The following is a 24,432-nucleotide window of genomic DNA, read 5'->3' on the forward strand; positions in this document are numbered from 1 at the left end:
AAGCGGGCCTTCTACCGGAGGGCCCGCTTTTGCGTACGGGTCTCCGGGCTGCCGCGCAGCACCAGCGCCGCAATCACGCCACCGGCTGCCCCGAACAGATGCGCCTGCCAGGAGACGCCAAGCTCGGTGGGGAAAAGCCCCCAGAGGATTGAACCGTAGACCAGGAACAGCACCGCACTGAGCAGGATCTGCGCAATGTTCCGGTTATAGAAGCCCCGGACCATCAGGTACGCAAACAGGCCGAACACCACGCCGGAGACACCCACCGTCAGTCCGCTGCCGAAGAGCCAGACGCCAATTCCGGAGACAAGCCAGGAGATGGCCAGCACCGCTGCGAACCGCCGCACCCCTTCCAGCAGGACAAGGAAGGAGAACACCATCAGCGGCACGGTGTTGCCCAGGAGGTGGGACGGACCGGCATGGAGCAGCGGCGCGAAGACCACGCCGTCGATCCCTTCGAGCTGCCGCGGCAGGATGCCCAGCAGCCGAAACAGGACCGGGGCGAACAGCGCCGTCAGCAGGTACACCAGCCACAGGATCCCGGCAAAGGCTACGGAACCGGCGAGAGCCGTTTTGGCCCGTTGCGCCAGCAGCGGCTTATCCATGGATGACTACGGGTTGGAAGCCGTCGGCCCGGAGGTTCTTCAACACGAGCTCGCAGTGCTCATGGCCCTTGGTTTCCATGTTGATGGTGATGGCAACATCTCCCATGCTGATGGATCCTCCTACCCTTGTATGGTCCACCCCGGTAACGTTCGCATCCGATTCAGCGATAATCCGCGAGATAGTTGCCAGGGATCCCGGGCGGTCATCCAGCAGGATGCGGACCACCAGGAAACGTCCGGCAGCGGCCAGGCCCCGCTGGATGACCTTCAGCATCAGCATCGGGTCGATATTGCCGCCGGAGAGGATCACGGCCGTGGTGCCGGGGTTCTCAATCTTCCCGTCCATCAGGGCAGCCACCCCCACCGCGCCGGCGGGTTCCACGACCATCTTGGCACGCTCCAGCAGGAAAATCAGTGCCCTGGCCAGGGAATCCTCGCTGACGGTCACAACATCATCAACCAGTTCCCGGATGATCGAAAAGGGCAGCTGGCCGGGACGTCCGACGGCGATGCCGTCGGCAATCGTGGAGACCCGGGTCAGCGGTACCAGCGCATCCGCTGCCAGCGACGGCGGATAGGCCGCCGCGTTTTCCGCCTGCACCCCGATGATGCGGATTTCCCGGCCCAGTTCCCTGGCCCGGGCCTTGAGGGCGACGGCGACTCCGGCCAGCAGTCCGCCGCCGCCGACACCCATCAGTACCGTGTCCAGGTCCGGGACCTGTTCGAGCAGTTCCAGGCCGATGGTGCCCTGACCTGCAACCACGTCCACGTTGTCGAACGGGTGCACAAAAACGGCGCCGGTCTCGTCGGCATACCGCTGGGCTTCGGCCAGGGCCTCGTCCACGGTGTGCCCGTGCAGGATGACTTCCGCGCCGTGCCCCCGGGTGGCGGCGAGTTTGGGCAGCGCGACGCCAAGCGGCATGTAGATCCGGGCAGTGATGCCCAGCCGCGCCGCCGCCACCGCCACACCTTGGGCGTGGTTACCGGCAGAAGCCGCAACCACACCCCTGTCCTTCTCGGAGGGGGAAAGTTTGGCCATGCGCACATACGCACCCCGCACCTTAAAGGAACCGGCGCGCTGCAGGTTCTCGCATTTGAAGTAAACGGGGGAACCGGTTTCGCGTGCCAGCGCCCGGGACATTTCCACGGGGGTATGGGCAATAACGCCGTCAAGCAGCTTCGCGGCCGCCTGGATATCGTCGAGGGTTACGGGAAGGTTCGGCAGGTCTGTCAAGGTGTGGGGTCTTCCTGTGTGTCCGTCGCATCAGCGTTTGTTTTATCCCGGCTGCTGTCCCCGGATCCCTCCGGGCTGCTGTTTTCCGGTTGGGGCGCAGGATCATCGTCCTGCCCGTTCCCCGGGTCGGGGTCCCTCCCCCGGTCCCCGAAGACTCTGTCCTCCCGCAAACCGGGATCGGTTTCCCAGCCGCGGGCGGCGATATACCGCACCATGGTGTTCAGGATGGCCAGCAGCGGAACCGAGAACAGGGCACCCGGGACGCCGGCGGACAGTGTTCCGCCGGTCACCGCAAGGATCACTGCGAGCGGATGCAGCGAGACTGCCCGGCCCATAATGAAAGGCTGCAGGATGTGGGACTCAAGCTGCTGGACCACCAAAACGATGCCCAGCATAAACAGTGCATTGACCCACCCGTTGGCTACCAGGGCCAGCAGGACTGCCACGAAACCGGTAAGGAAGGCACCGATGAGCGGTACGAAGGATCCCAGGAAGACAAGCACTGAGAGCGGCAGCGCCAACGGCACTCCGATGAGCGCAGCTCCTCCGCCGATGCCGATGGCGTCGATGAGTGCCACCACCACCTGCACGCGGACGTAGTTCACCATGGATTCCCAGCCGTGGATCCCGGCGCCGTAAGCGGCGGGCCGGGCCCGCCGGGGCAGCAGCCCGGCAGTGAACCGCCAGATCCGGCGCCCGTCCAGCAGGAAGAACACCAGCGCAAACAGGGTCAGCAAAATGCCGGCGGCGAAGTGGCCCGCACTGCTGCCGACACTCAGGGCACCGGAGAGGATGTTGGCCGAATTCTGCTGGAGGGCGGTGGTTGCTTCCTCGAACAGCGAGTCCATCTGCCCGGCACTGATGTTCAGCGGACCGGAGGACAGCCAGTCCTGGACCTGCCGGACCCCTTCCTGCGTTTCTCCCCACAGATCCCGGAATCCGAGGGCCAGCTGCCGGCCTACCAGCGCCAGTGCTGCGGTGATGAGCCCCAGGAAGGCCACGATGGTGACGGCAACCGACAATCCGCCGGGAAGCCTGTTGCGCCGGAGCCAGTTTGATACCGGTGAGAGCAGGCCCGCCAGCAGGGCAGCGATCATCAGCGGGATGATCAGCAGCGAGAAATGGCTGAGAACCCAAACCAGTCCTGCTCCTACAATCAGGACAACGCCCAGGCGCCAGGCCCATGCCGCGCTGACGCGCAGGGCGAACGGAACATCATCGCCGTTACGTCCGGGGGCCGTCGCTGCCGCCTGCAGCACACGGGGCGCCGCGGAACGGTGTGCGTAGGGTTTCATTGGGCCATCTTTCCACACGGAACCCTGCCGGGAGCGGAGTTTACGCACCTAGACTCCGCTGTTACCGGAGTGGGGCCCGTCGGTTCCGAGGTCGGCATGGACACCCCACTCGGCGGTGAAGGTATCACCCGGTTCAAGCCATACCAGGCCCTCGCCGGAATTCAGGGCGTTGGCCGGCGCGGTCATCGGTTCCAGCGCCACCGCACGGGCCTGTCCGGGATACTTATCGGTGACGAATACGTGAACGTATCCGCATTCAGGCCCGGACCACAGACTCACCGAGCGGCCGTCCGGTGCCGTCAGGGTGTGGCGGTAGACACCGTCGCCGGTCGGTTCAAGGTCCGTGTAGGCGCTGTCCAGCTCCAGGTCGCCCACGGGGGTGCCGTGGTTCAGGTCCGCGGCCCCGGAGGCAGGCCGCCGGCCGTTGGGGATCAGCCGCTCATCAACGGTCAGCACTGTGCGGGCTCGCACCGTGAGTATGAGCTCTTCCGTGGGGACGTCCCCGAGGCGCAGGAAAGGGTGGGCGCCCAGGGCCACGGGGGCCTCGGCTGACCCGATGTTGGTCAGGCTCTGCCGGACCCGCAGGCCTCCGGCCTCCCCCAGGCTGTACCCGGCGCGGTGGAGCAGGTGGAACGGATACCCGTGCTGGGGGAAAATTTCTGCCTGCAGCACTACGGCGCCTGGTTCCCGGTCCTGCAGGACGTACCCGGTGTTGCGCAGCAGGCCATGGCTTGCATGCCCGCGGGACGGTTCGGTGATGTCCAGCTGCTGGGGTTCCCCGGCGAGCGTCCACCGGCCGTCGGCCACACGGTTGGGCCAGGGCGCCAGCAGGATACCGCTGGCCGACGGCGGAATACTGCTGTCGGGGTAGGTCTGCACGAGGTCCGTGCCACCCAGGGTATATCGGCGCAGTGCCCCGCCCAACGAACCGATAACGGCACGGGCGATGCCCCGGCTGATCTCATATTGAGCACCGGTAGCGGGTACCGGTTCCGTTAGGTCCATGCCCTCAAGGTTACCCGCGGAGGCCGGTGATTACTCGTCAAAGTGGGTATTGACGCGGTCGCTGACAGCCGAAACCACACCGGCTGCCACATTGCGGATTTTGATGTTCCTCGTGTTGGAGACGCTCCGCAGGATGTCGATGGCTGCCTGCTGGCTGCAGCCGTTCTGCCCCATGATGATTCCCGCTGCCAGGTCCACCACCGTGCGTGATTCCAGGGCAGCCTGCAGGTTGGCGGCCCGGTGCGCCCGGGCGTCCAGCAGGAGCGCGAGGCGGAGCACTTTCGCAGTTTCGGCAGCATGTTCCTTCGCACGTTCGGTTTCCCTTTCGTCGAAAAGGCCCGGACGGTCGGAATAGCAGCTGAGCGCTCCCCGGTTGCCGTGCAGCGGCAGCACAACAGCGGACCGCAGCCCGGCCGCCGCGGCGCCGGTACCGGGCCACTGCTGATCGGCGGCGAGGTCCCGGATAACGACGCCGGGCCCCCCGCCCAGCACGGTGTCACCGGGGCTTCCGGCCCCGTACTCGAGGTCCGGCGCCGGGCCGGACAGCCCGAGGCTGGGTGCGGACAGGCGGGGCCGGCGGATGCGTTCCACGGCTATCGAGCAGCCCCCGGGTGCCGCCAGGCCGAGCCGTTGCGCGGAGATCTCCGCGGCTGCGGCAAGGAAGCCTTCCAGTTCGGGTTCCAGGAGCAGCGCGTCGAGGAGTTCCTCGTACACGGTTTGCCGGACGTTTTCGGCCACTGAAGACTCCTTATCCAGCCCGGCACTCCTCACGGCAGTATCAGCACAACGCACCGCAGCGGTCCTGCCCGGCTGCTCCCCATGCGGAGATTATCCCCGCGACGGCAATGCTATGTCCGGGGCCCGGGGGCTGCCAGAGTACCCTGTCTCTTTGACTCCCCAAGTCCCCGGATTGTCTGCCGGCTCCGGTCAGAACCCGCAAAAAGCGGAAGGACCGCAGGCATGATGCCTGCGGTCCTTCGTTCACAGCCGGATGTCCGTCCTGCTGCTGTTGCGTTTAGTCGTCGCCCCTGAGGATGGCCAGCAGGCGGATGATTTCCACGTACAGCCAGACCAGGGTCACGGTGAGCCCGAAGGCAGCGGTCCAGGAGTAGCGCTCGGGGGCGCCGGCCTTGACACCCTGCTCAATCGAGGTGAAGTCCATGATCAGGGAGAAGGCTGCCAGGCCGATGGCCAGCACGCCGATGAAGACGCCCATCGGAATGCCGAAGAGTTCCACGCCGCGAAGACCCCACGGGTCCTGCACGCCGCCGAAGATCATCAGGCCAACGTTGATCAGCGAGAAGACGGCGTAGCCGATGATCGCGATCATGAAGAAACGTACTGCCTTGGGTGTGGCGCGTACCTTGCCGCTGCGGAACAGCACCAGGGTCACCGCGAAGACGGCGAGGGTGCCCAGCACGGCCTGCAGGCCGACGCCGGGGTACATTGCGTCAAGGACAGCGGTCAGGCCGCCGAGGAACATGCCTTCAAGGAAGGCGTAGGCCAGGATGAGTCCCGGAACGGGCTCGCGCTTGAAGGAGTTCACCAGGCCCAGCACAAAGCCGCCCAGTGCGCCCAGGATCATCAGGCCGGTGGCCATGCCGGGCAGCACGAATACGGGAACCGCAGCACCCACCAGCACGACGGCGAGGCAGAATACCGTCTTCATGATGACGTCGTCGTACGTCATCCGGCCCATGTCCGAGGCCTTGGCCGAGGGGGCCGTATAAAGATCCTGCAGCTGCTGGGGCGTCATGTAGTTGTTATCCGTTGCCACCGAACCCCGGGCTGCGCCCTGGGTCTGGGAACGGAAGTTCTTTCCGTTGAATACCGGATTTCCGCCAAGTGCCATTGAAATATGTCCTCCATCTGGGGGGCTGTTTCAGCCCAGCCTACCAATGCCAACGAACGGATGCGGCGGCGGATTCCCGCAGAAACAGTGGATCCGGTAACGGTTTGGTACAGAACGGCTGCACCGGGACCTGCAGCCTTGCCTCCCCGGCAACAAAGTCGTTACCCGATCGCGACATTCGGGCGGAGTGAAACGTCACTGCCGGAAACAATCAGTGGGTAGCATGTTCCCCAATCGGTGACCTGTGTCACATCTACCCGTCTGCCAGTACCGGACCAACGGTGCCGCAGCCCTGCGTGGAGGTTTTGGAATTTGCTAAGAACATCGGCGCTGACCCGGTATCTGGGGATGCTGGCGGCGGTGGTAGCGATGTTTGCTGCCCTGCTGCTCGCAGCACCTGCCGCTTCCGCAACAACAGCCACGCCATCGGACGGAGCTTCGGCCCCCGCCTCCGGTACGGGCGCCACAGACGGCGCCGAATTTGCCGACCGCATCAGCGGTGTCGTCCGGAACCAGGGCACTCCCATAGAAGGGGTGAAGATCACTGCCACCGGCAACGGCTACGAAGGCGAAGTGGTCACCGGAGCCAACGGGTCCTGGTCCATCGGCGTCCCCGAACAGGGCGCGTATGAGGTGGAGCTGGACGAGTCCACCCTGCCCGACGGCGTCGAGCTCGCGGAGGGTCAGCAGAACCCCCGCACGGTGACCTTTGCAGGCACCACCAACATCACTACGCTCTTCCTTCTCGGTGAGGGCATTGTGCTCCAGGAGGAGAGCTTCGCCTCGCTGCTCACCGAGCGTGCGGTGGCCGGCCTGAGTTTCGGACTGCTGCTGGCGCTGAGCGCCGTCGGCCTGTCCCTGATCTTCGGCACCACCGGGCTGACCAACTTTGCGCACGGTGAAATGGTGACTCTGGGAGCCGTGCTGGCCTTCGGATTTGCGGCACTGGGGCTGCCGGTCTGGGTGGCTCTCCCACTCGCGGTGGCCGGCGGTGCCGCGTTCGGCTACGCGCAGGACGCCGGAATCTGGAAACCGCTGCGGCGGCGCGGCACCGGGCTGGTGCCGATGATGATTGTCAGCATCGGCCTCGCGGTGGCGGTCCGCTACACCGTCCTGTTCTTCTTCGGCGGCGGCACCAAGCAGCTGCCCGGTGCCCAAAGCCCCATCCTTGAGCTGGGCCCGATCTCCATTCCCCGGAACACGCTGGTCTCACTAATCGTCTCCCTGGCCGTCATCCTGGTGGTGGCGATGCTGCTGCTGCGCACCCGGATCGGCAAGGCCACCCGCGCGGTGGCCGACAACCCGGCACTGGCCGCGGCATCCGGCATCGATGTGGACGCCGTCATCCGGCTGGTGTGGGTCATCGGAGGTGCCCTGGCAGCCATGGGCGGCATCCTGTGGGCGTACTACCGCCCCGGCGTCTCGTTCAACATGGGCCAGCAGATCCTGCTGCTGATCTTCGCCGGCGTCACGCTCGGCGGACTCGGGACCGTGTTCGGCGCCCTGATCGGGTCAGTCCTGGTCGGTCTTTTCGTGGAAATCTCCACTCTTTGGCTGGAGGCGGACCTTAAATACGTGGGCGCCCTGGTCATCATGATTCTTGTCCTGCTGGTCCGGCCGCAGGGACTCCTCGGCCGCCGCGAGCGCATAGGTTAGGGGCTTAGTTCAGATGGATTTCAGCAACATTCTTCTCGGCGCGCTGAACGAAATAATCAGCCCCACCACGGCCGCGTACGCCCTGGCCGCCCTCGGCCTGGCCGTGCACTTCGGCTACACCGGCCTCCTGAACTTCGGCCAGGCCGGATTCATGGCCATCGGAGCCTACGGCTTCGCCATTCCCATCCTCTCCTTCAATGCCCCGCTGCCTCTGGCACTGCTGATTGCCCTGCTGAGCTCGGTGGTGTTCGCGGTCATCCTGGGCATACCCACGCTGCGCCTGCGGGCCGACTATCTGGCGATCGTCACCATTGCCGCGGCGGAGATCGTCCGGTACATCGTGACCACAAACTCCATGACACCCGTCACCGGGTCCGCCAACGGACTGGCAGCCTTCACCGGCAGTTTCTACGCCCTCAACCCGGTGCCTGCGGGCAGCTACAACATGGGCCCGTTCACCATGAACGAGCGGGACATCTGGATCCGGCTCGTTGCCTGGTTCCTGGTCATCGTGGCCTGCCTCCTGGTGTGGCTGCTCATCCGCAGCCCGTGGGGACGCGTGGTCAAGGGAATCCGCGAGGATGAGAACGCCGTCCGCGCCCTCGGTAAAAACGTCTACGCCTACAAGATGCAGGCGCTGATCATCGGCGGCCTGCTCGGCAGCCTGGCCGGCATCATCTTCACCCTCCCCCGGGACGCCGTACAGCCGGCCAACTACGGTACGGAACTGACCTTCTACCTGTACACCGCCCTGCTGCTGGGCGGCATGTCCACCGTGCTGGGTCCGGTCATCGGGTCCATGATCTTCTGGGCCATTCTTTCGCTCACCCAGGGCGTGCTCTACGGTGCCATTGAATCCGGGTACATCACCTTCATCACCACGTCCCAGGCCGGACAGATCCGCTACATCCTGGTGGGTGTGGCACTGATGCTGCTGATGATCTTCAGACCCCAGGGCATCCTCGGAAACAAGAAGGAGCTGGCATTCGCATGAGCCACCAGGCAGACGAACCCCAAACGCCTGTACGGGCCAAGGGCGCCCATGCCGCGTCCCCGGCAGGGGCACCGGCAGGGGCACCGGCGGCCACGCCGGCAGCCGGCGCCAACGAGTACATGAGCGACACGCGCCCCATAGCCGTCGGAGACATCGGACCCGGCTGCAGCAAACGCGATCCCATCCTGGTGGCGAAGAATGTGACCCGGACCTACGGCGGAATCAACGCCGTGGACGTGGAACACGTAGAAATCCCGCGCCACAAGATCACTGCCCTGATCGGCCCCAACGGTGCCGGCAAAACCACCCTCTTTAACCTGCTGACCGGTTTCGATACACCGCAATCCGGTGAGTGGCAATTCGAGGGAAAGGGCCTCGCCGGGGTGTCCGCGTACAAAGTGGCCCGCCTGGGCATGGTGCGCACCTTCCAGCTGACCAAGGTCATGGGCAAGCTCACGGTCATCGAGAACATGCGCCTGGGCGCTGCATCGCAGCCCGGGGAATCCCTCTGGCGGGCGCTGCTGCCGCCGCTGTGGCGCAGCCGGGAACGTGAAATCACCGAACAGGCAGATGTCCTGCTGGCCAAGTTCAAACTGGATACCAAGCGCAGCGACTATGCCGCCTCGCTCTCCGGCGGGCAGCGCAAGCTGCTGGAGATGGCACGGGCACTGATGGTCCGGCCCAAGCTGGTGATGCTGGACGAACCCATGGCCGGCGTGAACCCGGCGCTGACCCAGTCCCTGCTGGACCACATCAAGAACCTGAAGGCGGAGGGTATGACAGTGCTGTTCGTGGAACACGACATGCACATGGTCCGCCACATCGCTGACTGGGTGGTGGTGATGGCCGAAGGCAAGGTCGTGGCCGAAGGTCCGCCCGAAGACGTCATGAAGGACCAGGCCGTCATTGACGCGTACCTGGGCGCCCATCACGACGTCGACCTCGCGGATTCCGAAGGCTTCGAGAAACTCGAGGCGGAACTGGAACACGACGCCGAGTCCTCGGTGGGCATGGAACCTGACGGCGTGGTCGGCAGGCGGATTGACGAACGGAAGGAACAGGCATGACCGGCGAGGCATTCGACGGAGATTCCGTTGTCAAGGTAACCGATCTGGTGGCCGGCTACATTCCGGGGGTGAACATTCTCAACGGCTGCAGCATTGAGGCACGCCGGGGAGAACTCATCGGGATTATCGGCCCCAACGGCGCCGGCAAGTCCACGCTCCTGAAAGCCATGTTCGGGCTGGTGAAGGTGCATTCCGGAACCGTGGTGGTCCGTGGCCAGGACCTCACCGGGCTGAAGGCGAACAAGCTGGTGAGCCGCGGTGTTGGTTTCGTTCCGCAGAACAACAACGTCTTCCCCTCCCTCACCATCGAAGAGAACCTGCAGATGGGCGTGTACCAGGCGCCCAGGACCTTCAAGGACCGCTTCGAATTCGTCTCCGAGGTTTTCCCCGAACTCCGCAAGCGCCGTGCCCAGCGGGCCGGTTCCCTCTCCGGTGGCGAACGCCAGATGGTCGCGATGGGCCGGGCGCTGATGATGGATCCGGCAGTGCTGCTGCTGGACGAGCCGTCTGCTGGCCTCTCCCCCGTCAAGCAGGACGAAGCGTTCCTGCGGGTTCATGAAATCAACCGGGCCGGGGTGTCGGTGATCATGGTGGAGCAGAATGCCCGCCGCTGCCTGCAGATCTGTGACCGCGCCTATGTCCTGGATCAGGGCAAGGACGCCTATACGGGCACGGGACGGGAACTGATGAAGGATCCCAAGGTCATCCAGCTTTACTTGGGCACACTGGCTGAGACCGCCTGACCGCGTTCCGGCTCCCGGCAAGCAGCCGGGGCGCCCTCCGGTGCCCGGGCAGCTCCCGGGGCGCGGAGCGGCCCGCCAGCCGGCTTTCCATCCCTGCCCCACCGGATCCCCGTCCGTGCTGAGCCATTCGGGACAACCGTCAGCACAAAGGAAGCCCCTGCCAATTCGGCAGGGGCTTCCTTTATGCTTTCTGCTTCAGCTACAGCTGGCCCGCCTCGGAACGGCTCGGCTGCGGCTTGTTGTCGGCGTCGTACTGGTAGATGCCGATGAACGCTTCGGTCGGGTCACCGTTCTCATCGAAGGAGACCGGGCCGGAGTAACCGTCGTAATCGACGTCACCGCCGCCGCGCAGGAGCGTGACGCATCCTGCGAAGTCGAAGCACTTCTCACCGTCCTTGGACAAACCCTCCAGCTCGGCGGCCATCGCCTTGCTGTCCGTGCTGCCCGCAGCCTCGGCTGCCAGTGCAAGCAGGGTGACGGCGTCGTAGCTTTCACCGGCATAGGTCAGATCCGTCAGATCCGGGTCAACGGCGAGCAGGGAGGCCAGGAAGTCCTCCGAGGGGAATGATCCGGGCCGTGTGCCCTGGGCGCCCTCAAGGGTTCCTGCTTCGAAATCCTTGCTGTAGTCAGATGCGTTGCCGTCCACGAAGAACAGCTGGCCCGGGTCGACACCCTTGGCAGTCAGCAGCGGCACAATGCTCTTGGACTGATCAAAGCTGATCACCACAATGGCGTCCGGCTTTGCTGCTACCACCGAGTCCACCTGGCTGCTGAACTGTGAGTCGCCCTCGTTGAACATTTCCTCGATGACAACCTGGCCGCCGGCTGCTTCCACGGATTCCTTGATGTTGCCCTGCAGGCCGGTGCCGTAGGCGTCGTTCAGCACGATCATGCCCACCGTCTGCGCGCCGCACGTCACGATGTAGTTGCCGAGCGTACGGCCCTGCATCACGTCGGACGGTGCGGTACGCCAGTAGAGACCGTTGTCATCCCAGGTGCTGAAGTCAGGCGAGGTGTTCGCCGGCGAGAACTGGATGACACCCGCACCGGTGATATTGCCAATGACCGTCTTGGACACACCCGATGAGGCGGCCCCGACGATGGCACTGACATCCTGGCTGAGCAGATCATTGACTGACTGAGTGGCGATGTCGGTGGTGGTATCACCGGAGTCGCGATGGACTATCTCAATCGGCTTTCCCAGGACGCCGCCTGCTTCATTTATTTCCTTGACTGCCAGATTGGTGCCGGCAATTTCCGGCGGACCAAGGTACGCAAGCGAACCGGTGGTGGGCAGCAGGGTTCCGATCTTCAGTGGTGTCTCGGTGGTGCCTGTGGAAGCCGGCACGGCCGCCGGATCACCCTTGGCACCCGGGTCCTCCCCCGTACCGCCCTGGCTTTCGGGGCAGGACAGGATGGACGCAGCCGCTTCGGTCTCGTTACCCGAGCCCGAGGTTTCTTCTGCGGAGGAATCTGATCCTCCGCCACTGCAGCCGCTGGCAAACAGGGCAAGACCCAAACCGAGGGCGGCAATCCTGGCGGTGCGGGCGTAGCCTTCACCCACCCCAAGACGGCCTGCATTTCGTAGTGCAGTCATAAAAGTTATCTCCCCGATCGAAAGGCGGGTGCCTTTGATGCGAATACCAGGTGTTCCTGATTAGAAGAAAAGCTAGTTGAACATTGTGACGAATATAAGAGTTTGGGGTTACAGCCTTGTAACGCTCGTCACATTACGGCTTATCCACCCTTGCCCGTTTGTGCCCTGCGGACCTATATGATGGCCGTATTACGTTCTCTTGGGGGAAAAATGCACGTTCCGCACCTGGCCACCGCTGTATCCGCACTTCCGCTGGCAGCCCTGTTGCTGCTTGGCCCGGCAGGTCAGGCGCAGGCACTTGAATGCGGCCCCGGCCTCGCTCCCGCGGTGGTGAACGGCACCGAGATCTGCGCTCCCACGCAGTACAGCCCGGGCGACGCAGCGCCGTCCTACAACCCCGGCGAGAGCTACTACAACCCCGAGACCGGCGAATACCACGAGGCCGTTCCGGCAGTCCCCATTCCGGTGGAACCTTCCGCGGCACCCGCACAGGTGCCGACCACTGCGGCGCCGGAACCGGCAACGCCTGCCCCTGCCCCCGCTCCTGCCGGTGGGCCGGAGCCGGCACCCGCCCCCGTTCTCACGCCCTCGCCCAGTACCACCACCAGCCCCACGCCGACGCCGTCACCCGAGTCAGCGGACACGGAACGTACCTCACTGGTACTGCCCGCGGTAGCGGCAGTGGTGATCCTTGGGCTACTGGCCGGCACGCTCCTGCTCAGGCACCGCAACCGCCGCTCACGCGGCTAGGTCAGGGTCCGGGCTCCACCGACACGTCATCCCGGCCGCTGCTGCCCTCCCGGCGCACATACAGGCGCCTGGGACGGGGCAGCGGATACGGCGCGGTGGCATGCCTGTACGGAACGGAGTACCCCAGGTCGGACTCGAACCGACAACACACCGATTTTAAGTCGGTTGCCTCTGCCAATTGGGCTACTGGGGCGCGGCTTTACGCCTTCCCAAGCCTACTGGACAGCCCGGGACGGCAGGAAACACAGGAACGGCGGCCCTCCCGCAGGAGAAGCCGCCGTTCCTGTGTTTTGACTAGGAAGAACCCTAGGCCTTCGCCGCCGGCTTCTTAGCCGGCGTTGCAGCTTCCTCGAAGCCGCGGCGCGGGTGCTTCAGGTTGCGGATGTCCGTCAGGTCGCGACCGTAGGCCACGTTCAGCAGCCAGCCGGAGACCACACGGAACTTGCGCTCGAACATCGGCATGGCCAGGCCGTGGTAGCCGCGGTGGGCCAGCCAGGCCGGGAAGCCCTTCATGCCGAAGCCCATGATGTTGGCAACGCCCTTGTACTGGCCCAGGCCGGCAACGGCACCAAGGCTCTTGTGGTTGTATTCCTCGACGCTGCCGACGCCGTAGCGGGCGGCCATGATGTTCTTGGCCAGCAGCTTGGCCTGGCGGACGGCGTGCTGTGCGTTCGGAACGCAGAACCCGCCAACGCCGCCGCCGGAGAGGTCGGGAACGGCGGAAACGTCGCCGGCAGCCCAGGCACCGTCGATGGGGCCGTCGTCGCCGGTGATCCGCAGTTCGGGATTGGCGCGGACGCGGCCGCGCTCGTCGATCGGGAAGTCGGTGCCGCGAACCATCGGGTTGGCCTGCACGCCTGCGGTCCAGATCAGCGTATCCGTGCCGAATTCTCCGGCCGGGGACTTATCCGCCATGTTGATGAGCTTCAGCAGGCCGCCTTCGGCGGAGGCCAGCGAGGTGTTAAGCAGTACCTCGATGCCACGCGCACGCATGCTGGACACAACCCACTCGGCCTGGTCCGGCTTGACCTCGGGCATAACCCGGCCCATGGCCTCGATCAGGACAAAGCGGAGGTCTTCCTGCCGGACCCGGTCATTGAGGCGGACCGCGTCGCGGGCCATGTCCTCAAGTTCGGTCAGGGTTTCGATGCCGGCAAAGCCGCCGCCGACGACGACGAACGTCAGGGCCCGCTCGCGCTCTGCGCCTGCGGGCATCAGCGATGCGGTTTCAATGCGCTCGAGGACGTGGTTGCGGGTGGCCACGGCTTCTTCAATGCTCTTCATACCGATGCCGGCCTCGGCGAGGCCCGGGATCGGGAAGGTGCGGGTGATCGAACCGGCGGCCAGGACAACGTCCTGGTAAGGCAGCTCGAACGGTTCGCTGCCGTCGCCCGGTTCAACGGTGGCGGTACGGGCAGCATGGTTGATGGAAGTAACCTTGCCGGTGATCAGCTCGGTGTTCTTCAAGTGCATGCGGTGGGATACAACGGCGTCGCGGGCTTCAATGGTGCCTGCGGCTACCTCGGGAAGGAAGGGCTGGTACGTCATGTACGGCAGCGGGTCCACTACCGTAACAATGCCGCCCTGTGCCTTGACCTTCTTCTGGAGATCCTTGGCTACATACAGACCGACGTAACCACCGCCGACCACCAGAACGCGGGGACGATCAGAAAACTGTTTGTTCGATGCCATACCCCTCATCCTACCCGACTTTGTGAAAGTCTTCACGAACTATTTACCCGTGCCGGTCCGGCGTGTCAGCGGATCCCGGCCTCGTCCAATTGCCCGGTTTCCGGGCTTTCCGCCGATGCTTTCGCCGTATCCCGCTTCCGTACCCGTGTGACATGGATGGTTCCCGCTGCCAGCACCAGGACCAGCAGGGCGCCAAAGCCCAGTACCACTGTGGCGGGCAGGTTATCGCTTTCTACTGCCGGTTCAGCAGCCGCAGGTACGGTGGGCTCGGGCAGGTCCGGGACCGTGGGCGCCGGAATATCCGCGGCGCCGGGAGCCTCTGCGACCCGCCGGTGGACCCGGATCCATTCCTCGATGGTGCCCAGGGGGTTGGTGGTCACGGAAGCCACGTCCGCGTTCACCGCGGCGTTGGCGTCGAGGATGCCGTACCCGTAGATGGTGTCCGTTCCCGGAGCCCCGGCGTCGCGGGCCGTGCTGACAATTCGATTGACAACGTCAGCTGCGCTCAGCTCCGGATGGGCCGAACGGATCAGCGCGGCGACGCCGGCAACCAGCGGTGCCGCACCGGAGGTGCCCTCCCAGCCCGCGTACCGCGAGGTGCCCTCCGGCAGTCCGCCGATCAGGTCTTCGGACGGGGCTGCCACACCGATGCTGATGCCCTCGGAGGACGAATCGTAGCTGGCTTCACCCTCGCGGTTCAGGCCGGCAACAGTGAGCACGCCGGGAATGGTGGCGGGGGCACCCACCTGCACCATGCCGACTCCCCGGTTGCCCGCGGCAGCCACAATCACTACGTCATTCTGCTCGGCGTACAGGAAGGCGTCATCCCAGCTTTCCGGCCAGGCGGTGGAGGTGCTGCCGAGGGACATGTTGATGACTTTAGCTCCGCTGTCCACTGCCCAGCGGACGGCGTTGGGGATCTGTGTATCGATCGGAATACCGCCGGGGTTGGTGCCGCCGATCCAGGCAGACACGGCGAGGATTTCCGCTTCGGGGGCCACCCCGATGATTCCGTCGGGCCTGTCGGCGTCGCTGTCCTTTTTGTCCTCGTCCTTGTCGCCGTCCTTCTTCTCCCCGTCTTTCTTCTTGTCCTCGGGTGCTTCATGGCCCCGGCCGGCGAGCAGGGTGGCTACCAGAGTGCCGTGTTCGGGCGTGCTGCCAAGACCTTTGGTGCCGTCCGGATCACCGGCGCCGGAGACGTCGACGCCGCCGCTGACGGCGCCGGCCAGATCGGGATGGGTTGCATCCACACCGGTGTCGATGACGGCGACCTTCACCCCCGCGCCCTTGCTGGTCTTCCATGCTTCGGTGATGCCGTAGTCGGCCAGCCAGTACTGTTTGTCCCGCCATTCATCGGCGTGTGCCGGTGCCGGTGCCAGGAGCGGCAGTGCTACGGCGGCACAAAGCGCTGCCGCAGCCATTCGAAGGCGTGCCGCCGGCGTGCGGCCGTTCAGGGCGGCGTCGGTGTTTCTCATTCGGCTACGCTCAGGGCGATGCCGTCAAGGATGTCGTGTTCGCTGGTCACGGCCGAAGTTACCCGCCCGTCGGTGAGCTCATCCACCCGGTCCACGATTGTGCGCCAGATCAGGGCGCCTGCCCCGATGACATCCACCCGGCCCGGGTGCATGTAGGGCAGGGCGGCACGTGCGGCGCGGTCCTGCCGGAGCAGGTCATCGGCTGCCTGGTCGATCTGCTCGCGGGTCAGTTCGGTCCCGTGGATGGCCTCCGGGGAGTACTCGGGCAGGTGGAGTGCGGCGGCGGTGACGGTGGTGATGGTTCCGGCCACGCCCACCAACCGGTCGGTGTCGGCCAGCGGGACCGATGCCAGCGCCTGCGCGATCATGTCCAGGATGTCCGCCCGGGCCACGGTGATCTCGGCTTCGGTGGGCGGATCGGAGCGCAGATGGCGTTCCGTGAAACGGACGCAGCCCATGTCGGTGCTTTTGGCTGCAAGCACACCGGTGGAGTCGCCCAGGACAAATTCGGTGCTGCCTCCGCCCAGGTCCACCACCAGTGTTTTGGCGCCGTTGGTTTCGGCGAAGACGCTGGCGGCTCCGGTGAAGGAAAGCGCAGCTTCCTCGTCACCGCTGATCACCTCGGGTTCCACCCCGAGCCGTTCGCGGATGCCGTCAATAAATTCCTGCCGGTTCTCGGCATCACGGCTGGCTGAGGTCGCCACAAACCTGATCCGGGTTGCGCCGTGCTCACTGATCAGGGCCGCGTACTCATCTGCCGCAGCGAAGGTCCGTTCCAGAGCCTCGGGAGCCAGCCGGCCCGTGGCGTCTACGCCCTGGCCGAGCCGGTTCACACGCATCAGGCGCACTACATCGGTGAGCCGGGCGCTGCCGTGCGCGTCCCGGGCCACGTCCGCAATGAGGAGCCGGATGGAATTCGTACCGCAGTCAACAGCCGCCACCCGCACCGCGGTGCCGTTCTCCCGGTCCTGAGCTGTCACAGTTCCCCCTTGGTTGATGCGGCTTCGGCGGTTCCGGCCTGGGCTTCGCCACCCCGGCGTGCCGCTTTTTTGTGTTCCAGTTCTTCCGGGCTCAGGCCCTGGGTTTTCGTATGCCGGCTCAGGTCCCGGGCAGGAGCCGGAGCCGCGGTGTCCCAGGCGCCGTCGCAGTAGCAGCGGTCCCGCGTCCACCATTCGGTGATGGCGTCCAGGGCTTCGTCACCCAGCGGATTTACACCGGGGCCGGCAGCCAGTGAATGACCGACCAAAACGTGCAGGCACTTGACCCGGTTGGGCATCCCCCCGGCGGAAACGCCGTCGATCTCCGGAACGGGTCCGGCGCCGGTACGCTCACCGATTTCGTTCCGGACCTGCAGGTAGCTTTCGTGGGCCTGCCGGTAACGCTCCGCCAGCTCCGGGTCTTCCTCCAGCCGGCGCGTCATCTCCGTCATCAGGCCTGCCGCTTCGAGCCGCGAGACAGCTGCCGTGATCACCGGGTGCGTCAGGTAGTAGGTGGTGGGGAACGGAATGCCGTTGCTCAGCCGGGGGGCGGTGGTGGCCACCAGCGGGTTGCCGCAGACACAGCGGGCGCCGATTTCGACGACGTCGCGCACCGGCCGGCCGAGCTGCCGGCTCAGCGTTTCCAGGTCTTCCTGGGTGGGGGTGAGCTGGTCCTGGGTCATGCAGGTGGTTCCTTCCGTGGGGGCCTGCGCGGCCCCGGGCTGCTTGTACTATCAGCCTCCAGATTACTGTGCCGTGGCGGATCTCTTGACCGAGTCCCAGAGCGAATCGACCCACTGCAGGTCCTCGGGTGCCTCTTCGGCGGCCTTGCGGTCCGCTTCCTCCACACCATTTTCGCCCTTAACCAGATACCGTGTTTCGCCGGGCATCACCAGGAAAATGCGGTCCCTGGCCTGCTGCTTGATGTAGGCCGGATCCTCCCAGCGGCCCAGCTGGACCTCCAGGTCAGCCTGCACTTCCTGCGCCTGCGCAATTTCCGCCTTGGCAGCGGCAATATCCGAACGCTGCTGCAGGTAGGTGCGCACCGAGGGCGCCAGCAGCACGGTGATGGCCACCATCACCATGGCCAGCACCAGCAGCCTGCCGGAGAATGCCTTGGCCGGTACCGGCCGCAGTTCGGCTCCGGGGGTTTCACCGGTTCCTGCAGCGGCCCGTTTCCGGTCCGGATCCGCGCCGTCCTGCCGGCGGATGTCCCCGGAGAGCTGGGAGCGAATGGCAGCGCGCGCGTCAGAGGCTGCCGCCGCGCTTCCCGCCTTGGGGCGTCCCTGGCGGTCCCCGGGCCTTCCGGATTTGCTGCCGGCAGGCTTGGCTCCGGCAGATTTCGGTGCGGCAGATTTCGGTGCGGCGGATTTCGGTGCGGCGGACTTGGTTCCGGTGGGCTCAGTCCCGGCGGATTTGGCTGCAGCAGGCCTGGGTACCTTGGGACGTCGGGTTGGCATGCGGGTCCTTCTTTGCGTTGATCAGCGGTTCCAAGCGGTCTGCGGATTGGAAACCAGTGTGGGCGGGTCTCCTCCAATGAGGTTACCCACCCACGGTGTTGCAGCCGGTTTCGCAACGCCTGCGGTTCACGGGTTACCGCAGGCGTTGCGTAGTCACGGGCTAGGCGTTGAAGCGCGGGAAGGCGCTGCGCCCGGCGTAGCGGGCGGCGTCGTCGAGCTCTTCTTCGATCCGCAGCAGCTGGTTGTACTTGGCAACGCGCTCGGAGCGGGCCGGGGCACCGGTCTTGATCTGGCCGGCGTTGGTGGCAACGCAGATGTCGGCGATGGTGGTGTCTTCGGTTTCGCCCGAACGGTGCGAGGTGATGGTGGTGTACCCGGCACGCTGGGCCATGGTGATGGCGTCCAGGGTCTCGGTCAGGGTGCCGATCTGGTTGACCTTCACCAGCAGGGAGTTCGCGGCGTTGTTCTTGATGCCGGTCTCCAGGCGGGCCGGGTTGGTGACGAACAGGTCGTCGCCCACCAGCTGCACCTTGTCGCCGAGGCGGGCAGTGAGTGCCTGCCAGCCGTCCCAGTCCTCTTCGTCCAGCGGGTCTTCGATGGAGACCAGCGGGTAGTCGCGGACCAGTTCCTCGTAGTACGCGGACATTTCCTCGGCGCTGCGGTTCTGTCCTTCGAAGACGTAAGCGCCGTCCTTGTAGAACTCGGAGGAGGCAACGTCCAGGGCCAGGGCAATGTCATTGCCGGGCACGTAGCCGGCACGCTGGATGGCTTCCACAATCAGGTCCAGGGCTGCACGGTTGGAGGGCAGGTTCGGTGCGAAGCCGCCTTCGTCACCCAGGCCGGTGGAGAGGTTCTTTTCCTTCAGCACAGACTTGAGGTTGTGGTAGACCTCCACGCCCCAGCGCAGGCCTTCGGAGTAGGTCTGGGCGCCCAGGGGAACAATCATGAATTCCTGGATGTCGACGTCGGAGTCGGCGTGCGAGCCGCCGTTGAGGATGTTCATCAGCGGCACGGGGAGGATGTGCGCGTTCGGGCCGCCGAGGTAGCGGTACAGCGGCAGGGCGGCGGACTCGGCAGCGGCGCGGGCCACGGCGAGGGAGACGCCGAGGATGGCGTTGGCGCCCAAGCCGGACTTGTTCTCGGTGCCGTCCAGGTCAATCATGGCCTGGTCGATGGCCCGCTGGTCAGCGGCGTCAAAGCCGAGCAGCGCGGGCTGGATCTGTTCGATGACGGCTTCGACGGCCTGCAGCACGCCCTTGCCCTGGTAGCGGTTCTTCTCTCCGTCGCGGCGTTCGTTGGCTTCGAAAGCACCAGTGGAAGCACCGGAGGGAACAGCGGCCCGGCCGAAGGTGTCGTCGTCGAGCAGCACCTCCACCTCAACGGTGGGGTTACCGCGGGAGTCGAGGATCTCGCGGGCATGGATGGCATCGATGATGGCCATTGAATTGCTCCTGTTCGTTGGAACGATGGTGGAAGAACTTACGTCCTGCCTATGCGGCAGGCCACGGTGTCTGCCTCTTAGCCTAATAGAATCGGGGCCGCGGGTAAGGTCCGGGCGCCGAATACGTGCGCTCAGCGGCCGTGGATCAGTCCGCTTTGCCCCGGCCGGTGTCCGTGTACCGGCGGACTGCCGCACGCAGCGCCGCCTCGGTATCCAGTCCCTGTTCCGATGCGCGGCGGACCATCTCCAGCAGCGCATCCCCCAGTTCAGTTTCCCCGGCAAACGGCGCTTCCGGGTTCGTGGCGGGCGCCGGGACGGGCGGCAGCGGAAGGCCCGCCCTGCGGGCGCGGCTTAGTGTTTTGGCGGCCAGCAGCAGGGCCGGCATGGACGCGGGGATACCTTCAAAGGCCGAGGCCCGGTCCGGGGTTTCGGTCTTTTTCGCCTCGTCCCAGGCGGCTTCGATGGTTGCGATGTCCGCTGACCCTGCGCCCTCCCGGAGAGAGCCGTCGGGGTGGAAAACGTGCGGATTGCGGCGAATCATTTTGGCCGTGAGCGAATCCACAACGTCGGCCACGGAAAAGCCGCCGGTTTCCTGCTGCAGGCGGGCGTGAAGCAGTACCTGCAGGAGCAGGTCGCCCAGTTCCCCGCGCAGTTCGGCGGCCCGTTCCGGACCGGCTGTACCGCCTTCCACCGCTTCGATGACCTCGTAGCTTTCCTCCACCAGGTACTCCAGCAGGGATTCGTGGGTCAGCGCCGCGGTCCAGGGACACCGTTCACGCAGGGTGCCGATGACCTGGGCGAGCCGGCTGAACCGTTCGCCCAGGTCATCGGGGAGGTCGGTTTCAGCCACGGGCGCGGTTGAATCCCTCGGTAACGAAGGCGGACAGTGCGGCACGTTCATCCAGGGGAAGGAACGCAGCGTTCACCGCATTCATGGTGAGCTCCAGCAGGTCATCAAGGTCGTAGTCGAAGGTGTCCATCAGCAGCTCGAACTCGCCGGTGAGGCTGACGTTGCTCATCAGCCGGTTGTCGGTGTTTACCGTCACGGCGAAGCCGGTCTGGTAAAGCAGGTCAATGGGGTGGGTCTCGATGTCCTCGCCGAAGGAGGCGACGGCCCCGGTCTGCAGGTTCGATGACGGGCAGACCTCCAGGGCGATTCCGCGGTCCCGTACCCAGCCGGCGACCCGGCCAATGCTCACCATGCCCACTTCAGGCTCATCCGGGGACGCGGCGTCGTCGGCTTCGAATTCAACCGTGATGTCCTCGGCGATCCGCACGCCGTGCCCCAGCCGCAGGGCCCTGCCGTGCACCAGCGCGTCAACAATGCTCTCGATGCCTGCTGCCTCGCCGGCGTGCACCGTGGCGGGGAACTGGTTTTCGGCCAGGTAGGTGAACGCGTCCTTGAAACGGGAGGCCGGGAAACCGTCTTCGGCGCCGGCAATGTCGAAGCCCACGGCCCCCGAATCCCGGTGCCGCACGGCCAGTTCGGCAATTTCCATGCCGCGGTCCGCGTGCCGCATGGCCGTGATCAGCTGGCCCACCTGGATGAAGCTGCCTGCCGTTTCGGCGTTCATCACGCCTTCCTCGAGTCCGGCCTGGACTGCTTCCACGGCCTCGTCCAGACTCAGTCCGCCGCTCAGGTGCTGTTCGGGTGCCCAGCGGATCTCGGCGTACACCACGCCGTCGGCCACCAGGTCTTCCACGAACTCGCGGGCAACGCGGGTCAGCCCCTCGCGGGTCTGCATCACGGCAATGGTGTGGTCGAAGGTTTCGAGGTAGCGCGGCAGCGACCCTGAATCCGCTGACTCGCGGAACCACTCCCCCAGGGCCACCGGGTCGGTGGCGGGAAGCTGGTGGCCGACGGCTGCAGCCAGTTCGATGATTGTTGCCGGGCGCAGGCCGCCGTCCAGGTGGTCATGGAGCGAGACCTTCGGCAGGCTGCGTACGTCGAGTCGGGAAGTGTTTACGGAGGAATCTGTAGGCTCAGTCACACGGCAACTCTACGGCGTTTCAGGCGGCCTTCCGTGTGCTTTCGTCATTTTCGGCCTGCTCTGTGTCCTCCACCGGACGCGGTGCTCCGGGCGCCGTACCGCGGACCATGGTGATGATGCGGTCGATGACCAGGCCCAGGACCAGCGCGCCGCTGACTCCAACCACCACGCCCAGCAGGTGGTGTTCGGTGAACCAGGCGCCGGCTATCGCGCCGATGGCCACGCTGTACGCGGCCCAGACGGCCCCGGAGATGGCGGTCAGGAAAACGAAGCGCCGGCGCGGGAACCCGGTGGCCCCTGCCGTCAGGTTCACCACCACCCGTCCCACGGGGATGAACCGGGCCACGAGGATCAGGGACACCGAGCGCTTCTCCAGTTCGTGCCGGGCCCAGGCAAAGGACCGGCGCGTTTTGGGCCGGCGCATCCAGGCGAACCGGTCCATGCCGATCCCGCGTCCCATCAGATAGGCGAGGTTGTCGCCCAGGAACGCGCCCAGGGCGGCGGCCGGGATAATCAGCCAGATGTTCACGCCGGCGCCGCTCATGGCGAGTGAGGCCAGGGCCACCACGAGGGACTCGCTGGGGACCGGCGGAAAGAAACCGTCAATCAGGCAGCACAGGAAAAGACCGATATACACCCACGGGGAGCCCGCGGTGGAGAGGATGAAACTGTTGATACCGTCCACCGTCACACTGAGAAAGTCCAACAGTTGCCGCTCCTTGGGTTGGGCTATCGATCCTCTACAAGCATGCCACGAACGCAGAGGTGCCCGTGGCGGATCGCCACGGGCACCTCTGCGGTTCCAGCAACCGGGGAAGCTGCTAGCTGATCCGGTCGATGATCAGCCGGCGTGCCGGGCGTGAGCCCTCGGGCGCAATGACGACGGCGTCCGCCAGGGCCTCGCGGGCCCGGTCAAATTTCTCCGGCGAATCGGTGAGCAGCGTCATCAGCGGCTCGCCGGCCCGGACGGTGGCACCGGGCTTCGCATGCATCACGACGCCGGCCCCCGCCTGCACGGCGTCCTCCTTGCGTGCACGGCCGGCCCCCAGGCGCCAGGCGGCGACGCCCACGGACAAGGCATCGAGCTCCACCAGCACACCGTCGGCGGGTGCATAGATGGTTTCGGATTCCTTCGCCACGGGCAGTTTCGCATCCGGATCTCCGCCCTGCGCCGAGATCATCCGGCGCCAGACGTCCATGGCCCGGCCGTCCCTGAGCGCTGCTGCGGGATCGGCGTCGCGCACCCCGGCGGCGGTCAGCATTTCCTCGGCGAGGCGGACAGTCAGCTCCACCACGTCTTCGGGCCCGCCGCCTGCCAGCACGTCCACGGATTCCTGGACTTCGATGGCGTTGCCGGCAGTGAGTCCCAGCGGGGTGGACATGTCGGTCAGCAGGGCCACGGTGTTGACGCCGGCGTCCTTGCCCAGGGCGACCATGGTTTCGGCCAGTTCCCGGGCCATGGCCTCGTCCTTCATAAACGCGCCCGAGCCCACCTTCACATCCAGCACCAGGGAGTCGGTGCCTTCGGCGATCTTTTTGCTCATGATGGAGGAGGCAATCAGGGGAATGGCTTCCACCGTGCCGGTCACGTCCCGCAGCGCGTAGAGCTTTTTGTCAGCCGGTGCCAGGCCCGCACCGGCTGCGCAGATGACGGCACCGACGTCGCGCAGCTGGTTCATCAGCGCGCTGTTGCTCAGTGAGGCCTGCCATCCCGGGATGGCTTCCAGCTTGTCCAGGGTGCCGCCGGTGTGGCCCAGGCCGCGGCCCGACAGCTGCGGAACAGCCACGCCGAACACGGCCACCAGCGGGGCCAGCGGGAGGGTGATCTTGTCCCCCACGCCTCCGGTGGAGTGCTTGTCCGCGGTGGGCTTGCCCAGCGAGGAGAAGTCCATGCGCTCACCGGAGGCAATCATGGCCGCGGTCCAGCGGAAGATCTCCTCGCGGTTCATGCCGTTGAGCAGGATCGCCATGTTCAGGGCGGCCATCTGCTCGTCGGCAATGGTGCCCCGGGTGTAGGCGTCAATGGTCCAGTCGATCTGCGCGGCCGAGAGGACACCCTTGTCCCGCTTCGTGCGGATGATGTCTACGGCATCAAAGTCTGTGCTGTTCATGTGCATTTACCCTTCCAGGTGTTGCGGTCCAAAAGCGTCAGGCAGGACCTCGTCCATGCTGCGGATGCCGCTGACGGTCATCAGCTCCATTCCGGGAGCACGGAATTCGTAAAGCAGCTGCCGGCAGCGCCCGCACGGCATCAGCACCGCACCGGCGCCGTCTACGCAGGTGAACGCCACCAGGCGCCCGCCGCCGGTCATGTTCAGCTGGCTGATCATGGAGCATTCGGCGCAGAGCGTCAGTCCGTAGGAGGCGTTTTCAACGTTGCAGCCGGAAACAATCCGGCCGTCGTCGGTCAGTGCCGCGGCACCCACCGGATACTTCGAGTACGGCACGTAGGCGTGGGTGAGGGCTGCGCGGGCATGCTCCAGGAGCACGTCCCAGTCCGCCTGGGGGGTCTGAGCGGTCATGTCTTTCCTTCCGGTTGCGCCCCGGTCCGGTGCGGACCGGAAACGACGGCGGGACCGGCGGCCGGTGTTCCGGCCG

General features: G+C 65.6%; 23 protein-coding genes and 1 tRNA gene. 5 read left to right on the top strand and 19 right to left on the bottom strand.

Translation table 11 applies throughout. The annotated features are described in order from the left end of the window. Nucleotides 1–11 precede the first annotated feature (11 nt). From AC5RVB_RS11085 to AC5RVB_RS11110, 6 genes are all read right to left on the bottom strand, one after another. Nucleotides 12–605, bottom strand: a complete 594-nt coding sequence (locus AC5RVB_RS11085) for a rhomboid family intramembrane serine protease (RefSeq protein ID WP_494142705.1) — start codon at nt 603–605, stop codon at nt 12–14. After that, a complete protein-coding gene (ilvA, locus tag AC5RVB_RS11090; RefSeq protein WP_227904209.1) occupies nt 598–1,839 on the bottom strand; it encodes a threonine ammonia-lyase in 1,242 nt (413 codons plus the stop codon). The genes AC5RVB_RS11085 and ilvA overlap by 8 nt, the downstream gene beginning before the upstream one ends. After that, nucleotides 1,836–3,134 carry an AI-2E family transporter gene (locus AC5RVB_RS11095; RefSeq protein WP_227904208.1) on the bottom strand — a complete coding sequence of 433 codons (1,299 nt, stop codon included), beginning with the start codon at nt 3,132–3,134 and terminating at the stop codon, nt 1,836–1,838. Before AC5RVB_RS11095 ends, ilvA begins: the two co-directional genes overlap by 4 nt. 48 nt (nt 3,135–3,182) lie before the next feature. After that, a complete protein-coding gene (locus tag AC5RVB_RS11100; RefSeq protein WP_227904207.1) occupies nt 3,183–4,139 on the bottom strand; it encodes an aldose 1-epimerase family protein in 957 nt (318 codons plus the stop codon). 30 nt (nt 4,140–4,169) lie between these two features. Further along, nucleotides 4,170–4,877: a GAF and ANTAR domain-containing protein gene (locus tag AC5RVB_RS11105; protein ID WP_290245446.1), complete on the bottom strand. Its 708-nt coding sequence runs from the start codon at nt 4,875–4,877 to the stop codon at nt 4,170–4,172. A 277-nt stretch (nt 4,878–5,154) separates the two neighbouring features. Beyond that, a complete protein-coding gene (locus tag AC5RVB_RS11110) occupies nt 5,155–5,991 on the bottom strand; it encodes a Bax inhibitor-1/YccA family protein (protein WP_227904205.1) in 837 nt (278 codons plus the stop codon). Between the two features lie 348 nt (nt 5,992–6,339). Between AC5RVB_RS11110 and AC5RVB_RS11115 the strand changes: the two genes are divergently transcribed. The 4 genes from AC5RVB_RS11115 (at nt 6,340) to AC5RVB_RS11130 (ending at nt 10,451) form a co-directional block, all read left to right on the top strand. Next, nucleotides 6,340–7,647 carry a branched-chain amino acid ABC transporter permease gene (locus AC5RVB_RS11115; protein ID WP_227904559.1) on the top strand — a complete coding sequence of 436 codons (1,308 nt, stop codon included), beginning with the start codon at nt 6,340–6,342 and terminating at the stop codon, nt 7,645–7,647. 13 nt (nt 7,648–7,660) lie between these two features. Continuing rightward, nucleotides 7,661–8,641, top strand: a complete 981-nt coding sequence (locus AC5RVB_RS11120) for a branched-chain amino acid ABC transporter permease (RefSeq protein WP_227904204.1) — start codon at nt 7,661–7,663, stop codon at nt 8,639–8,641. A 119-nt stretch (nt 8,642–8,760) separates the two neighbouring features. Then, on the top strand, nt 8,761–9,708 hold the full coding sequence (locus AC5RVB_RS11125; RefSeq protein ID WP_227904556.1) for an ABC transporter ATP-binding protein: 948 nt from the start codon (nt 8,761–8,763) through the stop codon (nt 9,706–9,708). Beyond that, complete coding sequence (locus AC5RVB_RS11130; protein ID WP_227904203.1) at nt 9,705–10,451, top strand: ABC transporter ATP-binding protein; 747 nt, start codon at nt 9,705–9,707, stop codon at nt 10,449–10,451. The genes AC5RVB_RS11125 and AC5RVB_RS11130 overlap by 4 nt, the downstream gene beginning before the upstream one ends. A 199-nt stretch (nt 10,452–10,650) precedes the next feature. Here the strand turns inward: AC5RVB_RS11130 and AC5RVB_RS11135 are convergent, their stop codons facing one another. Next, a complete protein-coding gene (locus AC5RVB_RS11135) occupies nt 10,651–12,048 on the bottom strand; it encodes an ABC transporter substrate-binding protein (RefSeq protein WP_227904202.1) in 1,398 nt (465 codons plus the stop codon). 210 nt (nt 12,049–12,258) lie between these two features. Here AC5RVB_RS11135 and AC5RVB_RS11140 point away from each other — a divergent pair, with 210 nt between their 5' ends. Then, complete coding sequence (locus AC5RVB_RS11140; protein ID WP_494142706.1) at nt 12,259–12,798, top strand: hypothetical protein; 540 nt, start codon at nt 12,259–12,261, stop codon at nt 12,796–12,798. Nucleotides 12,799–12,917: 119 nt separating this feature from the next. On the opposite strand, the gene AC5RVB_RS11145 is transcribed toward AC5RVB_RS11140, so the two are convergent. The 12 genes from AC5RVB_RS11145 to AC5RVB_RS11200 all read right to left on the bottom strand — a co-directional run bounded on the left by AC5RVB_RS11145 (nt 12,918) and on the right by AC5RVB_RS11200 (nt 24,356). Beyond that, a tRNA-Leu gene (locus AC5RVB_RS11145) sits at nt 12,918–12,991 on the bottom strand. A gap of 113 nt (nt 12,992–13,104) precedes the next feature. After that, entirely contained in the window at nt 13,105–14,490 is a 1,386-nt protein-coding gene (locus tag AC5RVB_RS11150; protein WP_227904200.1) for an NAD(P)/FAD-dependent oxidoreductase, read from the bottom strand. Between the two features lie 65 nt (nt 14,491–14,555). Then, a complete protein-coding gene (locus tag AC5RVB_RS11155) occupies nt 14,556–15,965 on the bottom strand; it encodes a S8 family serine peptidase (protein WP_494142707.1) in 1,410 nt (469 codons plus the stop codon). Further along, the gene (locus AC5RVB_RS11160) at nt 15,962–16,945 is read right to left on the bottom strand and encodes a Ppx/GppA phosphatase family protein (protein ID WP_227928878.1); all 984 of its coding nucleotides are present in this window, start codon (nt 16,943–16,945) and stop codon (nt 15,962–15,964) included. The genes AC5RVB_RS11155 and AC5RVB_RS11160 overlap by 4 nt, the downstream gene beginning before the upstream one ends. Beyond that, complete coding sequence (locus AC5RVB_RS11165) at nt 16,942–17,625, bottom strand: DUF501 domain-containing protein (RefSeq protein ID WP_227928877.1); 684 nt, start codon at nt 17,623–17,625, stop codon at nt 16,942–16,944. Before AC5RVB_RS11165 ends, AC5RVB_RS11160 begins: the two co-directional genes overlap by 4 nt. Nucleotides 17,626–17,688: 63 nt before the next feature. Beyond that, complete coding sequence (locus tag AC5RVB_RS11170) at nt 17,689–18,402, bottom strand: FtsB family cell division protein (protein WP_494142708.1); 714 nt, start codon at nt 18,400–18,402, stop codon at nt 17,689–17,691. A 160-nt stretch (nt 18,403–18,562) separates the two neighbouring features. Then, nucleotides 18,563–19,843 carry a phosphopyruvate hydratase gene (gene eno, locus AC5RVB_RS11175; protein WP_494142709.1) on the bottom strand — a complete coding sequence of 427 codons (1,281 nt, stop codon included), beginning with the start codon at nt 19,841–19,843 and terminating at the stop codon, nt 18,563–18,565. A gap of 145 nt (nt 19,844–19,988) precedes the next feature. Continuing rightward, the gene (locus AC5RVB_RS11180) at nt 19,989–20,693 is read right to left on the bottom strand and encodes a MazG nucleotide pyrophosphohydrolase domain-containing protein (protein WP_494142710.1); all 705 of its coding nucleotides are present in this window, start codon (nt 20,691–20,693) and stop codon (nt 19,989–19,991) included. Then, entirely contained in the window at nt 20,686–21,834 is a 1,149-nt protein-coding gene (locus AC5RVB_RS11185; RefSeq protein WP_227904194.1) for an adenosine deaminase, read from the bottom strand. The genes AC5RVB_RS11180 and AC5RVB_RS11185 overlap by 8 nt, the downstream gene beginning before the upstream one ends. 19 nt (nt 21,835–21,853) lie before the next feature. Beyond that, the gene (locus tag AC5RVB_RS11190; protein WP_494142720.1) at nt 21,854–22,519 is read right to left on the bottom strand and encodes a DedA family protein; all 666 of its coding nucleotides are present in this window, start codon (nt 22,517–22,519) and stop codon (nt 21,854–21,856) included. A 136-nt stretch (nt 22,520–22,655) separates the two neighbouring features. Beyond that, complete coding sequence (locus AC5RVB_RS11195; RefSeq protein ID WP_494142711.1) at nt 22,656–23,945, bottom strand: thymidine phosphorylase; 1,290 nt, start codon at nt 23,943–23,945, stop codon at nt 22,656–22,658. 6 nt (nt 23,946–23,951) lie between these two features. After that, entirely contained in the window at nt 23,952–24,356 is a 405-nt protein-coding gene (locus AC5RVB_RS11200) for a cytidine deaminase (protein ID WP_227904183.1), read from the bottom strand. Between the last annotated feature and the right edge of the window lie 76 nt (nt 24,357–24,432).

The organism is Arthrobacter sp. Y3225209 (genome assembly GCF_059090685.1).

Bases quoted from the DNA above. Each gene is read 5' to 3' on its own strand.
- AC5RVB_RS11085 (WP_494142705.1), bottom strand. From the start codon at position 605: ATGGATAAGCCGCTGCTGGCGCAACGGGCCAAAACGGCTCTCGCCGGT.
- AC5RVB_RS11095 (WP_227904208.1), bottom strand. From the start codon at position 3,134: ATGAAACCCTACGCACACCGTTCCGCGGCGCCCCGTGTGCTGCAGGCG.
- AC5RVB_RS11100 (WP_227904207.1), bottom strand. From the start codon at position 4,139: ATGGACCTAACGGAACCGGTACCCGCTACCGGTGCTCAATATGAGATC.
- AC5RVB_RS11110 (WP_227904205.1), bottom strand. From the start codon at position 5,991: ATGGCACTTGGCGGAAATCCGGTATTCAACGGAAAGAACTTCCGTTCC.
- AC5RVB_RS11115 (WP_227904559.1), top strand. From the start codon at position 6,340: ATGCTGGCGGCGGTGGTAGCGATGTTTGCTGCCCTGCTGCTCGCAGCA.
- AC5RVB_RS11120 (WP_227904204.1), top strand. From the start codon at position 7,661: ATGGATTTCAGCAACATTCTTCTCGGCGCGCTGAACGAAATAATCAGC.
- AC5RVB_RS11125 (WP_227904556.1), top strand. From the start codon at position 8,761: ATGAGCGACACGCGCCCCATAGCCGTCGGAGACATCGGACCCGGCTGC.
- AC5RVB_RS11130 (WP_227904203.1), top strand. From the start codon at position 9,705: ATGACCGGCGAGGCATTCGACGGAGATTCCGTTGTCAAGGTAACCGAT.
- AC5RVB_RS11135 (WP_227904202.1), bottom strand. From the start codon at position 12,048: ATGACTGCACTACGAAATGCAGGCCGTCTTGGGGTGGGTGAAGGCTAC.
- AC5RVB_RS11140 (WP_494142706.1), top strand. From the start codon at position 12,259: ATGCACGTTCCGCACCTGGCCACCGCTGTATCCGCACTTCCGCTGGCA.
- AC5RVB_RS11150 (WP_227904200.1), bottom strand. From the start codon at position 14,490: ATGGCATCGAACAAACAGTTTTCTGATCGTCCCCGCGTTCTGGTGGTC.
- AC5RVB_RS11155 (WP_494142707.1), bottom strand. From the start codon at position 15,965: ATGAGAAACACCGACGCCGCCCTGAACGGCCGCACGCCGGCGGCACGC.
- AC5RVB_RS11165 (WP_227928877.1), bottom strand. From the start codon at position 17,625: ATGACCCAGGACCAGCTCACCCCCACCCAGGAAGACCTGGAAACGCTG.
- AC5RVB_RS11170 (WP_494142708.1), bottom strand. From the start codon at position 18,402: ATGCCAACCCGACGTCCCAAGGTACCCAGGCCTGCTGCAGCCAAATCC.
- eno (WP_494142709.1), bottom strand. From the start codon at position 19,843: ATGGCCATCATCGATGCCATCCATGCCCGCGAGATCCTCGACTCCCGC.
- AC5RVB_RS11195 (WP_494142711.1), bottom strand. From the start codon at position 23,945: ATGAACAGCACAGACTTTGATGCCGTAGACATCATCCGCACGAAGCGG.
- AC5RVB_RS11200 (WP_227904183.1), bottom strand. From the start codon at position 24,356: ATGACCGCTCAGACCCCCCAGGCGGACTGGGACGTGCTCCTGGAGCAT.